Origin of the sequence: Streptomyces sp. NPDC004327 (assembly GCF_042873935.1) — a bacterium.
In the GTDB taxonomy this organism is placed as follows: domain Bacteria; phylum Actinomycetota; class Actinomycetes; order Streptomycetales; family Streptomycetaceae; genus Streptomyces.
In genome coordinates, this window is the sequence record NZ_JBIAME010000001.1 from 489,923 (window position 1) to 503,063 (window position 13,141).

At 72.5% G+C, this 13,141-nt stretch carries 9 protein-coding genes; 3 read left to right on the plus strand and 6 right to left on the minus strand.

Going from position 1 to position 13,141, the window contains the following annotated elements; translation table 11 throughout:
- Window positions 1-187: 187 nt before the first annotated feature.
- Together ACFYU9_RS02110 and ACFYU9_RS02115 are read right to left on the minus strand one after the other, a co-directional pair.
- The gene (locus ACFYU9_RS02110; RefSeq protein ID WP_389341510.1) at window positions 188-1,621 is read right to left on the minus strand and encodes a serine/threonine-protein kinase; all 1,434 of its coding nucleotides are present in this window, start codon (window positions 1,619-1,621) and stop codon (window positions 188-190) included.
- Window positions 1,618-2,430, minus strand: coding sequence for a serine/threonine protein kinase (locus ACFYU9_RS02115; protein ID WP_389341513.1), 813 nt, complete (start codon window positions 2,428-2,430; stop codon window positions 1,618-1,620). The genes ACFYU9_RS02110 and ACFYU9_RS02115 overlap by 4 nt, the downstream gene beginning before the upstream one ends.
- A 399-nt stretch (window positions 2,431-2,829) precedes the next feature.
- On the opposite strand from ACFYU9_RS02115, the gene ACFYU9_RS02120 reads away from it, so the two are divergent.
- Window positions 2,830-3,888, plus strand: coding sequence for a BTAD domain-containing putative transcriptional regulator (locus ACFYU9_RS02120; protein WP_389341516.1), 1,059 nt, complete (start codon window positions 2,830-2,832; stop codon window positions 3,886-3,888).
- Window positions 3,889-3,995: 107 nt separating this feature from the next.
- Here the strand turns inward: ACFYU9_RS02120 and ACFYU9_RS02125 are convergent, their stop codons facing one another.
- The 4 genes from ACFYU9_RS02125 to ACFYU9_RS02140 all read right to left on the minus strand — a co-directional run bounded on the left by ACFYU9_RS02125 (window position 3,996) and on the right by ACFYU9_RS02140 (window position 10,012).
- Window positions 3,996-4,661 carry a cutinase family protein gene (locus ACFYU9_RS02125; RefSeq protein WP_389210018.1) on the minus strand — a complete coding sequence of 222 codons (666 nt, stop codon included), beginning with the start codon at window positions 4,659-4,661 and terminating at the stop codon, window positions 3,996-3,998.
- A gap of 44 nt (window positions 4,662-4,705) precedes the next feature.
- A complete protein-coding gene (locus ACFYU9_RS02130; RefSeq protein ID WP_389210394.1) occupies window positions 4,706-5,761 on the minus strand; it encodes an alpha/beta hydrolase in 1,056 nt (351 codons plus the stop codon).
- Between the two features lie 142 nt (window positions 5,762-5,903).
- Window positions 5,904-8,360, minus strand: coding sequence for a penicillin acylase family protein (locus ACFYU9_RS02135; protein WP_389341519.1), 2,457 nt, complete (start codon window positions 8,358-8,360; stop codon window positions 5,904-5,906).
- Window positions 8,361-8,446: 86 nt separating this feature from the next.
- On the minus strand, window positions 8,447-10,012 hold the full coding sequence (locus ACFYU9_RS02140; RefSeq protein ID WP_389341522.1) for a hypothetical protein: 1,566 nt from the start codon (window positions 10,010-10,012) through the stop codon (window positions 8,447-8,449).
- Window positions 10,013-10,386: 374 nt separating this feature from the next.
- On the opposite strand from ACFYU9_RS02140, the gene ACFYU9_RS02145 reads away from it, so the two are divergent.
- On the plus strand, window positions 10,387-11,367 hold the full coding sequence (locus ACFYU9_RS02145) for a LysR family transcriptional regulator (protein WP_389341525.1): 981 nt from the start codon (window positions 10,387-10,389) through the stop codon (window positions 11,365-11,367).
- 146 nt (window positions 11,368-11,513) lie between these two features.
- On the plus strand, window positions 11,514-13,115 hold the full coding sequence (locus ACFYU9_RS02150) for a M4 family metallopeptidase (protein ID WP_389341528.1): 1,602 nt from the start codon (window positions 11,514-11,516) through the stop codon (window positions 13,113-13,115).
- Window positions 13,116-13,141: the final 26 nt, after the last annotated feature.

A 13,141-nucleotide genomic window follows, 5' to 3' on the forward strand; every position in this document is an offset into this window, starting at 1 on the left:
GAACACCCGGCACCGGGCAGGCAAGCTAGCCAGCGGGGCGCCGCACCCGGCACCCGGAACGCTCCGGAGTGACAGCGCCGCCGGGAGGCGCAGAGCATGCGACGCGTCGAGGAATGCCGAGGGGGCCGAGGTGCGTCGGGGTGCGTCGGGGTGCGTCGGGGTGCGTCGGGGTGCGTCGAAGGGGCGCCTACCGGTGCCGGGAGGGGGCGGGGCAGGCGGGGAGCGCGGGGTGGTCATGGGTGCGGACCGCGGGCAGCCAGGCGACCGGCGGGGTGGCGTCCGGGGCGAGGCGCACGCGGAACCACTCGGTGGAGACGACATCGCTCTCGTCGATGATGGGCTTGCCGTCCGCCAGCGCGCAGTCGGCGTCCAGGACATCGCCGTGCCACACCCGGTGCGCCACCACGTTGTCGGCGGTGTAGGCCCGCGTCGGGTCGACCGCGAGGCCGAGGCTGCACTCGGGATCCCGGGTGGGCCGCAGCCGGCACGGCAGGTCGGCGTTGAACACCCGTACGTGGGCGACGGTTCCGCCGTCGAGCGGCACCGGCCGGGCCGCCGCGCCGTCGCCGCCGGCGGCCGCCCAGAGCACCGCGGCCGCCGCACCCGCCTTGAGGGCGACGAGCGCGGCACGGCCCCGGTGCCGGGGCCGCCCGGCCGGTCCGGCGGCCCGGTGGGCGGTGATCCGGGCGAGCAGGGCCTCCGCCGTGTGCGCGGCGCGCTCGGCATGGCCGGGGGCCAGGCAGTCGGCGGCCAGCGCGCGCCAGAACGGCGGCACGGCGTCGTCCATGCGCAGCGGGGCACGCCCGTCCGCGTACTCCTGTGCCGCTGCGCCGCGAGAGACGGGCGTGGCACCCGGGAACGGGGAGGCGCCACCGGTGAACACCTCGTGGATCATGACGCCGAGGGCCCAGATGTCGGCCGTGGGCCGGATCCGTACGCCCTGCTCGCCGAGCGAGGCCTTCCAGCGCTCCGGCGGGAGGTAGTCCATGGTGCCCATGGGCGGCGCGTAGCCGTGGGTGCCGTCGGCGCCCGTCAGCTCCGTGGCGAGCCCGAAGTCGGAGAGCTTGACCGAACGGTCCGGCATCAGCAGGACGTTGTCCGGCTTGAGGTCGCCGTGCACCCAGCCGCTGCGGTGCAGATGGTCGAGGCCCTCGCAGATCCCGGCGAACAGCCGGGCGGCCTCGGCCTCGGCGATCCCGGCGCCGAGAACGTCCCGCAGGCTGCCCCGGGCCCGCTCCATGACCAGGACGATCGCGCCGTCCAGGGACGGCCGGTCCGGCTCGCTGAGCACGACGGAGTCGAGGAGGCGGATCAGCCGGGGGTGGCCGGCGGTGCGGGCCAGCTCGACCTCGCGCCGGGCCGCCTCGGCGACCTTCCGCGCCTGGCGGGGCGCGAGCCCGGCCGTCGGCAGGAACTTCAGCGCCACCTCGCGCGCAGCCGCCGGAAGGCTCCCGTCGCCCTCGGTGTCCCGGCCCGCGTGGACCGTCGCCCAGCCGCCGGCGCCGATCGGCTCCCCGACCTCCCAGCGCCCCACGCGGTGACCGCGCGGGAGCACGTCCGTGCGCTCGCCGCCGCCCGGGGCGCCGGCCGTGGCCGCCGTCGCACCGCTCTCCGCCCTCATCGCGCCGCTGCCCGCTCCTCCCGGGCCCCGGTGGCGCCCCGGGGCGGGAGGAGCGCGAGGTGCTCCTCGCGCACGAGGCCGAAGCGCAGCGCGACGGAGACGATCGCCTCGCGCTTGCCGTTGCGGCGGGCGCCCCGGCCCTGCTCCTGCCGTTCGGTGAGGGTGGTGAGCCGCATCTTCTCCTCGGCCAGGTAGTCGATGTGCGAGCTGACCGCCCGTGACGTCAGGCCGGAGCAGCCGGGATGGCCTCCCAGTCGGGCGACGATCTCGGGGGTGGTCGGCACCGCGAGCGGCGACTCGTCGCGCAGCCGTGGTTCGCAGAGCGCGACCAGCACGAGGAAGTAGATGGCCGTCTCGTCCAGCGAGTACGCCATGAGGGTGTGGCTGTCCCGGGGGCCGCCCGCGCGGTCCGGGTCGAGGTAGACGTGGTCGGGCGCGAACACCTGGAAGGCGACCGCGCTGCCGCTGCGGGTGGGCAGCACGACGCGGGCGAACTCGAACGGGATCGGTGCCCCGGCCCGCCGTGGCGGCACCCTCAGGTACTCCCCGGCGCCCTCGGGGTTCTCCACCAGATAGCTCTGGGTTGCGCTGTGATTGCTGAGCTGCCAGTGGTCGTCGGTCACCCGGATCTCGCCGGCGAGGCGGGAGATCGCCGCGTCCACGAGGCGCAGCTCCACCGGGCACGTCGCGGAGCCCCGCCCGAACCGGGCCACCTCGCCGGGGCCGAGCCGCAGCGTCACGGGGCCCGCGTCCGGCCCGGCCTGCGGGCCGCGGCCGCCTTCCGGCAGATGAATGACTATCCCGCTCATGACCCCTACTGCCTCGGCACCCCCGTGCACGCCCGGCCCGTCCGCCACACACGGACCAACCTCCCTGGTGGGCGCGGCACCCATGAAGGATGGCGCGGCCGAAGCGCGCGGGTCCATCACGTTTCCCGTCACAAATACGGGAGGCCGAGACCGGCTGATCCACGGCTCCCGAGGGGGTGTTCGGTGGCCCGCGGACACCGGATCCGCGCAGTAGAACGCGTTCTCGTTCGACGGGGGAGGCAGGGCGCGGGAGGAGTTGAAGGTACCTCGACTTCCGGCCAGTCGAACCTCGGAGCCCTGTCACCCCGGATCGTTCCGGATGCCCCGCCCGGTGCCGCCGCGGCTACGTTGTCCGCCGAGTCCGCCAGCCCGATCCGCCCGGAACCCGGGGAGCAGTGAATGCCGACGACCGCGACCATCGGCCGGCCCCTGGGCGCCGCCCTCGGGCGGCAGGAGCGAGAGGTGCTCCACTCGATCGGCTGCGGGCTGCGGGACGACGAGATCGCCGCCGCCCTCGGCGTCCCCGAGGACACCGTGGCCGGACACGTCGCGCGGATCCTCGCCGCACTCGGCCTGCGCGACCGGTCAGCCGCCATCGTCCACGCCTTCGACTGCGGACTGGTCGTGCCCGGCCGGGGTCCCCGCACGGCCGGGCCGGCGCCGGGCGGGGGCCGGGTGGCCGGACCGAAGGTGCGGATCTCCGCCCTCGGGCCGCTGCGGGCATGGGCCGACGGGCGGCCCCTGGAGCCGGGGCACCCGCGCCAGCAGGCCGTCCTGGCGGCGCTCGCGCTGTCCGCGGGGCGGGCGGTCAGCCGGCGGCAACTGCTCGACGGCGTATGGGGGACGGAGCAGCCGGCCACGAACGTGGTGCCGGTGTACGTGTACCGCCTGCGCAAGGCCCTGCGCGTCGGCGACGGCCCGCACGCGCTGATCGAGCACGGCCCGTACGGCTACCGGCTGGTGCCCGGCGCCGCCGAGGTGGACGTCGCCCGCCTGGAGCGGCTGGCCGCCGAGGCCGGGGCGGCCGTCCGCGCCGATGACCCGGCCGAGGCGGTCCGGCTCTGTTCCCAGGCCCTGGACCTGTTTCGCGGGGAGCCGCTGGCGGGCCTGCCCGGGCCGCTCGCCGAGCTGGAGCGGGTGCGGCTCACCGAACTCGGGATCTCCCTCGGACAGCGCAGGGCGCAGTCGCGGCTGCGGCTCGGCCGGCTCGCCGAGGCGACGGCCGAACTGTCCGCCCTGTCCGTCGCGCACCCCCTGCACGAGCCGGTGGCGGCGATGCTGATGCGTGCGCTGTCGCGCGGCGGACGGCAGGCCGACGCGCTGGCCGTGTTCGACCGCACCCGCCGCCGGCTGGCCGACGACCTCGGGGTGCCGCCGAGCCGGATGCTGCGCGGGACGTACGAGATGATCCGGCGCGGGGACGAGGCGGGCCTCGGCCGCACCGGAAACGCGAGCTGACCGGAACGCTCACCCCGCGCGCCCGGGACGCCGACCGTCACCGCGCGCCCGGGACGCCGACGGTCACCGGGCGCGCGGGGGTTCGGAGGCGCGGGGGAGGCGTAGGGCTACCAGGAGGCGGGATTCCAGGCGCCGTTGTACCACTCCTCGTTGGCGACGTCGTTGTGGTGATCCATGTCGAAGTCCACGTCGTAGTTGTGCATGTGGTTGCCCGGGTAGGTCCAGATGCCGGCGGACTCGTCACAGACGTAGTCCCAGTTGCAGATCGTCTTCACGGGGATGTCGCCGAAGAACCTGTCGGCGCCGGCCAGCGGGGCGCCGACGAAGCCGCCGAAGGGCACGGCCCCGCCGTTGGCCCCGGGAGGGCCCTGGCGCTTGGGGTCGGCGATGAGGATCGCGTTGACGTTGCCGAAGGTCTGCCAGTTCTCGGTGACCCAGATGTGCACCACGCCGGCGCCCAGCGAGTATCCGCCGATCTTGACGTGCTGGTCGGGGCAGGCGGCACGCTGGTTGCGGACGAGCCGGTTCAGCTCGGTGACGCCCGCGCGGGCGCTCGCGCCGTTGGGGATCTGGGTGGGATACCCGACGTGCTGCTGGATGTCGCCCCGGAAGCCGTCGTTGTTCCACGAGCTGCCCGTGCCGCCGACGACGATCGTGTACGTGCCGTCGCAGGAGGCCGTGGCCTCGGCCGTGGCCGTGGACGCCTGAGTCGCCGAAACCCCCACGGCCAGCAGCAGACCGGCCAGCGCGGACGTGATCCTTTTCCTGCGCATGTGCAGCTCCTCGAATCGCTTGGGTGGAAAGGGTGTTGTTCTGTTCAGGAGGCGAAGGACCGCTCCAGCCGGGGGATCAGGTCCTGGAGGTCCCTCTCCCAGCACCAGCCGTTGTGGCCGCCGTTGCAGTGGGGGCCCCAGGCGGCGCCGTCGCCGTAGTCGACGTAGTGGTACGACATGCCCAGGGCGTCCATGCGGTCCTTGACGTGCTTGGACGCGCCCTCGACCCAGAACTCCAGGTTCGTGGCGTCGCCGCGCCCGTTGCCCACGTAGACGGACACGCCGACCCCGCCGGCCTTGAGCTTGTCCATGTGCTGGGACGGGTCGACCTCGTTCCACCGCCAGTCGACGTTGAACACCGGGTAGGGCGAACCGAACAGGGCGTCGCTGTCCACACCGGGCTTGTAGGGGTCGTCGTTCGGGTCGCAGACACCCGACGACGAGGCGCACACCGCGCCCTGCGCGTCGACGACGGTGGCGACGGCGGCCAGCCGCAGGTCCATCGAGTCGGCCGACAGGTCGATGTCGCCCGACAGGGAGGCGGTCTGGCTGAACAGGTCCGGCCGGTCCTGGGCGTAGTGGAAGGCCCCGAACCCGCCCATGGAGACGCCGGCGACGGCCCGCGCCTTCTTGGTGGCGATCGTCCGCAGGTTCGCGTCGATGAACGGGATGACCTGCCCCAGGTGGAAGTTCTCCCAGTTCTGGGCGCCGATCGCGGTGTTCTGGTTGAGCCAGTTGGCGTACCAGCCCCGGGCCCCGCCGTCGGGAATGACGGTGATCATCTGGTCCGAGGTGGTCAGGGCCGGATAGTTCTGCTGGATCGGGTCGTCGGGCGAGCCGTGCAGGAAGTAGAGCACGGGGTAGCGCCTCGCCGGGTCGTCGTAGTAGCCGCTCGGCAGAATGATCTTGATGTGGTGTCTGCCCGAGACCTCGGGCGTGGTCACGGTGAGGGTGAAGTTGTTCGGACCGCCCTGCGCCGTGTCGACCTGGGTCAGGCCGTAGCCGTCCGTCAGCGGCGGCGGCGCGGTCCCGCCGTCGGCGGCCTCTGCCGTGGCCGCCGGCGCGGCGAGTCCCAGGACGGCGACCATCACCGCCGGCATCACGCACCATCGACTCGGCTTCTTCGTCACGGAGTTCCCCCTTCTGGGCCTGGACCTGGACGTGGAGCTGGACGTCGTCGTCGCGGGAATCGAAAGCTATGAGGCGGCGATGAAACGCCGATGAAGGACGGGACCGGGGGAGTCAGGAAAGGACCTTGATCTCCAGTACCGGCGAGGCCGCGATCTGCTCCTCGGTGTACCGCTCGGGCACCCACTGGCCCGCCGAGTAGAGCCGGGTCTGATCGGAGTAGTGCGGTGAGGTCGGGTCGGCCGACTGGGAGTAGGCCAGCAGCGAGTACGCCTCCGGCGGCCCGTCGGCGGTGAACCGCGTCTGCTGGATGAAACTGGACCCGAAGACGATGTCCACCGTGCCGTCGACCATCGCCGGGGTCACCACGTTGAGCACGCCCAGTTCGTGCAGTGAGCCGTGGACCGGGATCTTCTCGCCGTTGCGCGTGACGTTCTGGATGCTCGACAGCGGCGCGTCCAGCGCGATGCCCGCGTTGCGCAGCGCGAGGACCGCGCGGGCGAGCGAGTTGCGTACGACGTCGTTCCCGAAGTCCAGCGAATTGGGCGTGTGTACGGGATCCTTGGCGTCGAAGCCGACCCGCCACGGCAGTTTCTCGATCGCCTGCCCGTTCTGCAGGTAGGCCCAGAAGTTCTCGAACAGCCAGGAACCCCTGCTGTCCGACGTGTACTTGTGGCTCTTCCAGGCGGCCAGGACCGGGCACGCCCCGCTGATGTCGACCAGGTTGCCGTCCACCACGACGAGCCCGAACAGGGTGTTCCGGCACGCCGTGACCGTGGCGTCCAGTGCCAGGTCGGCGGCCCTGCTGTTGTCGGCGAACAGCAACTGCCGCATGTTCGCCGGGGTGAAGCCGCGGCCCGGCAGGCCGTCGGTGCCGTCGATCCGGTTCTGCGCGGTCAGCAGCAGCTCCTGGGTGCGCAGCGAGCGCGGCGCCGCCATGTCGCCCATGACCCTGGGGAAGGTCAGCGGCTGCTCGGGGTTGGGCAGCCAGGCGCTGTCGTTGGCGTTGCCCGCGTAGTCGGACCGGATCAGCCGCGGCTGCTTGTGCGGATCCAGCAGGCCCGGCGCGACCGCGTTCGGGTCGTCGGGCCAGTCGCACTCACTGCGCTTGCCGTCGAAGACGGAGACCGGCGGGACGTTCGGCAGCCGCAGCGACTGGTAGAACAGCAGCCGGCCGGTCGCGGTGAGGCACGACTGGGCGTGCTCGTCGGTGATGTTCGGGGTGGCCTGGATGTCCGCGTACAGGGCGTTGCCCTCGCGGTCGGAGGCGATGGTGTTGAAGAAGGGCACGCCCTGGGTGGTCTCCAGGGTGTTCACGACGTCGTGGACGTCCGTGGCCTGGTCGAGGTGGAACCAGGTGTTCAGCGCCCGCAGGTTGTCCATGTTCACGTCGCGCACCGCGTGCGCGCTGACCACCCAGGGCAGCGCGATGCCCTGGACCGACGCGGTGACGGGGCCGTAGCGGGTGGCCCACAGGGTCCTGGTGACCTTGCCGAGGGAGCCGTCCTTGTTCAGCACGTCCACGCTGACCTGCTGCGAGGTCATCCTCTGCCAGGCGCCGTCCACCAGGTAGCTGGTGGGGTCGAGCGGATCGACCTGGACGTCGAACAGCCCGAACGGCGCCACCGTGGCGACCGTGTGGCTCCAGGCGACGTTGTCGTTGTGGCCGATGTTGACCGCGGGGAAGCCGAGCAGACTGCCCCCGGTGACGTTGATCCTTCCCGGGATCGTCAGCTGGCTCTGCCACATACGGTTCTTGCCCTGCCACGGGAAGTGCGGGTTGGCCAGCATCATGCTGGTGCCTCCGGACACGCCCTGGGATCCGACCGCCAGCGCGTTGCTGCCCATGCTCTGCCGGCGGGCGGCGGCCATGGCGTCACGGATCTTCCTCGCGGTCCGCTCGGGCGGGGGCGCCGGAGCCGCGGCGGCGGCCGACGCCCCCGGCGGCGCGGCGTTCACCTCGCCGTCCAGGAGCGCGTCGGCCGTCCCCATGATGATCTCGGCGTGCGCGTGCCGGTAGACGTCCAGCTCGGTGATCGGCCGCACCCAGGCCGCACCGCGGCAGGCCGGGTCGGTGATGTTGCCGACGCCCGTCTCGGCCAGATACCTGTTGTACCCCTGGACGTAGCCGCGGATGGCCTCTTCGACCTCCGGCTCCGGCCCTTCGGGCGCGGGCTTGTCGAGCAGCCGCTCCACCACCCGGTTGTCGTTGATCCGCTGGAAGTAGATGTCGCTGTTGAGGTTGGTCGTGGTGTTCTGCTGCTCGCCGGGGCTCGCCCGGCCGTCGGGCCCCAGATAGCGGGACAGCTGGGCGTTGACCATCAGATAGGTCTGGGCCAGGGTGCAGATGTTGTCCTTGGCCGCCGCGTATCCGTAGCCCGTACCCAGCCCCTCCCAGTCCGAGGCGATGATGTGCGGGATGCCGTACTCGGTGTAACGGATCACCGGTCTGTCCGGTCCGGCGGCCGGTGCCGCGGTCGCCCGCGGTCCGGCGGCCGACACCGTGCTGATCACCGCCACCGCGGCCATGGCCGCCATCGGCAGCCTCGCGCTGAGTCTCCACCGCGCCATCGAGTCGTCCTCCCCTTGTGGTTCAGCCGTTGTCCGAACCCGGTCACGCTAAGAAGGAGCGATGAAATCCCGATGACGGCGCCGGTTCACGTGCCCGGGGGCGCCGTGGTCCCGGTGGCCGGGGCCGCCGGCGCCGCCCCGCGCCGGGCCTTCCCGGCTGTGCCGGACTCCCGGACGGCCGGGCCCACATACGCGTAGACCTGTCCGCGCACGTGGATCAGCCGCCAGCCGCGGGCGTACGGAGGGGGAGCGGCCGCCCGGGCCGTGAGCCGCGCGACCGGGATCCGCCCGGCCGTGCCGGCGAGCCACGCCGCCGTGGTGTTGGCGTTGTGGCCGTCGGTGTCGGCGGACCGGCACGCCGCGTAGAAGGCGATGGGAATGTGCGGTGCGGCCTTTCCGTCGCCGGTGAGCACGCACGGCGGCTCGATCCCGGCGCGGTGCAGCGCGGCGGCGGTCCGGGCCCACTCGCGGTGGCTCGCCGTGGCACGGCCGACGAGCTGGTGCAGCACGGCGAACTGGACCGCCAGGTGCCCGGCGAGGGCGACCGCCGCCAGTCCCACCGCGACCGTCCGCCGGGTGCCGCGCCGGCGCAGCACCAGGGCGAGCAGCCCGTCGGCGACCGGGATCGCCAGCAGGGCGTAGGCCGGCAGCAGGAAGCGGGGAGCGGCGTACCCGATCAGGAAGAGGTACGGAAAGGCGGCCGTCGCCGCGCAGGCCAGCGGCAGCGCGGTGGCTGCCGCCCGCCGTGCCCGGACGGCCGCCGCGAGTCCGGCCGCGGCGAGTGCGGGAAGGGCGAGCCACCAGGCGAACAGCACCGGATTCGGCCACCCGCCCGTGCAGGGCCGGCACAGGGTGCGCCCGCTCTGGCTGCGCAGTTGGTCGTCGACGGCGTTGTTCCAGCTGAGCCCGCCCTGGATCTGTGAGGCGTCGTGGAGCCGCCCGCTCAGGCCGCCGTAGCCCGTGTACGCCTCGATCACCCACGCGGCAGCACCGGCCGCGAGCCCCGCGGCGACCGCGACCGGCAGCCATCCGCCACGCCACCGGCGTACGACGACCGGCGCGAGCAGGAGGGGCAGGCTCACCCACACCGCGTCCATGGGCCGCATCAACGCCGCCAGCGCCGCGCTCGCGACGAGCCCCCACACCGGCCCGCGTAGCGTCCGGTCCGCCCGTGCGCGCAGGAAGCAGCCCACACCGGCGAGTGCGGCCAGCGCCACCCACAGGTTGGGCATGGCCTGCGGCCCGTAGAAGAGGGTCACCCACAGCGAGGCGAACAGCGCCCCGCCCAGGGCCGCCACCCGCACCGGGAAGAGTCCCCGCCAGGCGCGCAGGGCCAGGAACAGTCCGAGTCCGGACAACGCGGCGAGGTACACCCTCAGCAGCGCCGTCGACGACGACCAGGAGGTGACCGGCGCCACCAGCAGGGACACGCCACGGGCGCGCGGCGCACTGAAGAACGCCGCCGGGGCGTGGCCGCTGACCTGGCTGACGTACACCGTCTCGTCCCAGCCGAGGCCCATATCCGGACCCACGAGGACGAGTTGGGCCAGAAAGAACATCGCGGCCACCGCCGCGAGAAGGAGCGTGCCGCTCGGTCCCGGTCCCCGCCGGCCCGGACGGGAGCGGGATTCGATCGTCGCGGTGGCCGTCATCCGGCTGCCCCCTGCAAGGTGGTGGGCGATTCATACCCAAGGGAATGGAATGTCGGTGTTCGAAGCGAGGGTAAATATGGACAAAATGGTTCAAGGTGCTCGGGAGTGTAGCGCGGAGACGGCCGAAGTCCTTCCGGGTGACGGGTGGATCCCGCTGTCGGGCCGCGGTCCGGGCGATCGCCCGCCGGCTCCGCCGATGCGACGTTCACCTGCGGGAACGCGCCGCGTCCATGGCATGCGCACGCAGATTTTGCCGTCCCGTGGTTGCCGCTCCCGCGGCGCCGTCAGACGCTTGGTCACCATGCGGTTGCGCAGCTGATTTCTGCTGGTCACGGGGGGTGCGAGAGGCCCTTCGCCCTGAGCGGGGAATGTACATGCACCTCGAGTTCCGCCACCTCCGTGTCCTGCTCACCGTCGCCGAGGCCGGTAGCATCCGCAAGGCCGCCGCGCGGCTGCAGCTCTCGCAGCCGGCCACGAGCGCCCAGTTGAAGCGGATCGAGCAGGAGTTGGGCGGCCCGCTCTTCATCCGGAGCGCCGACGGAGTGAAGCCCAACGAGAACGGTCAGTACGTGCTGCGCTGCGCGCGGGACCTCGTGGTCGGCTTCGACCGGCTGCGCGAGCACGCCCGGTCGGCCGCGGAGGCGCACCGGGAGGCCGTCGCGCCGCTGCGGGCGGGCGGGACCGCCGGGCCCCTGGTGTCGCTGCTGATCTCCGCCCTCTTCGAACTCGACCCGGAGCGGCGGCTCACCATCGACTCCCGGCGTTCCGTGCACACTCTGGTCAAAGCGCTCGGTCAGTCGAAATGCGACATCGCGGCGTTCGGTGAGTTTCCGGGCTTCCCCTTGCCGGTCGGCGAGTCGGTGGCGACGCGCACCCTGCTGCGCGAGCCGGTCTTCGTCCTGCTCGCCGAGGACCATCCGCTGGCCCGCAAGGAGAAGGTCGGCCTCCACGAGCTGGCGGGCGAGGAGTGGGCCATGCCGGAGGCCGACGAGAGTGGGGTGCACGCGTACCTCCACCTCACCTGCCAGGCGGCCGGCTTCACCCCGCGCATCGCGCATGTGACACCGGATCTGGCCGTGGCGCAGATCCTGGTCGCCAGCGGGCGCGCCGTCTGCGGAGTCTGGCCGACCGCCGAGGTCCCCACCCAGGGCACCGTGCTGCGGCCGCTCGTGGACGTGCCGTTCCACCGGCGGCTGCTGCTCGCGTGGAACACGGACTCGGTCCCGGCCGAGCTCGCCGAGGCGGCGGGCGAGCGGGTGCTGGACGCCTATCTGTCGCTGGTGCGGCAGCGGCCGCAGTACCTGGCCTGGTGGCAGGACGGCGGCGAGGGGTTCGCGCTCGGCGCGGACCTGTGACCTGCTGCGTCACGCCGCACCAGGCCCTATAGCGCCGCGGTTATATCCCACATGGGATCACGTCAGGAACATGTCACCTGGTGAACACTTCGCGTCAACGTCCCAGGACGTCGTCACCCCCACGACGAGCGAAGGAACCACCCGCCATGTCCCGTCCCCTCCTTGCCCTTTCCACGATGGTCGCCGCCGGCGTCATCACCGCGGGTGCGCTGGCCGCGCCGGCCTACTCGCAGCCCAACGCGACGCAGCGCGTGACCTCCGTCCGCGACACCGCGATAGCCCGGGCCGAGGCGAACGTGACCCGGCACGCCGCCACCTTCGGCTTCGGCGCCGGCCAGGCGCTGCACGTCAAGGACGTCATCATCGACGCCGACGGCACCCAGCACGTCCGCTTCGAGCGGACCTACCAGGGCCTCCCCGTCGTCGGCGGCGACTTCGTCGTCCACCAGAAGGCCAACGGCTCGCTCAAGGGCTCCAGCCACGCCAAGGCGCACGGCGTGGCGCTCAAGTCCGTCACCCCCACCGCCGACGCCAAGGGCACCGCCGCCGGCGCCCTGAAGCGCTCGCAGGGCGTCATCAGCGACGCCAAGTCCACCCCCGAGCTGATCGTGTGGGCCGCCGACGGCACCCCGCGCCTCGCCTGGCGCACCACCGTCCAGGGCCTGGGCGACAAGGGCCAGCCGCACGGCGAGGTCTTCGTCACCGACGCCACCACCGGCGCGGCGATCGAGAACTACGACACCGAGCACGAGGCCACCGGCACCGGCCACTCCGAGTACACCGGCGACATCAGCCTCGACACCACGCTCCAGGCCAACGGCACCTACGCGCTGATCGACCCGGTCCGCGGCCACATCACCAAGGACGCGCACAACGTCGCGTCCTCGTCGCTGAACGCCGGCTCCGGCACCCTGTACACGGACGCCGACAACATCTGGGGCGACGGCAAGAAGTTCTCCACCGACCGCGCCACCGCCGCCGTCGACGCGCACGCCAACACGGCGAAGACGTTCGACTACTACAAGGCGACCTTCGGCCGCAACGGCATCAAGAACGACGGCCGCGGCGCCACCGTCTTCGTCCACGTCGGCACCAACTGGGACAACGCCCAGTGGTCGGACGCCTGCTTCTGCATGATGACCGGCGACGGCAACGGCACCACCGACCCCGAGCAGGTCGACCTCGACACCATGGGCCACGAGATGACCCACGGCGTCACCTCCGCCACCGCCAACCTTCGCTACAGCGGCGAGTCCGGCGGCCTCAACGAGGCCACCAGCGACATCCTCGGCACCATGGTCGAGTGGTACGCCAACAGCCCGGTCGACACCCCCGACTACCTCTTCAGCGACCAGTCCACCCCGCCGTGGCTGCGCCGCTTCGACAAGCCGTCCCTGGACGGCCGCTCCGCCGACTACTGGTCGAAGACCGTCGGCCGCCTCGACGTGCACAACTCCTCCGGCGTCGGCAACCACTGGTTCTACCTCGCCAGCGAGGGCAGCGGCACCAAGACCATCAACGGCATCACCTACAACAGCCCGACGTACAACGGCTCCACCGTCACCGGCATCGGCAACCAGAAGGCGTCCGCCATCTGGTACCGGGCGCTGACCGTCTACATGACCTCCACCACGGACTACAAGGGCGCCCGCGTCGCGACCCTGAGCGCGGCGAAGGACCTGTACGGCGCCACCAGCCCCGAGTACGCCACCGTCGCCGCCGCCTGGAGCGCGGTCAACGTCGCCTGACGCGACCGAGAAGCACCGCCGGACCG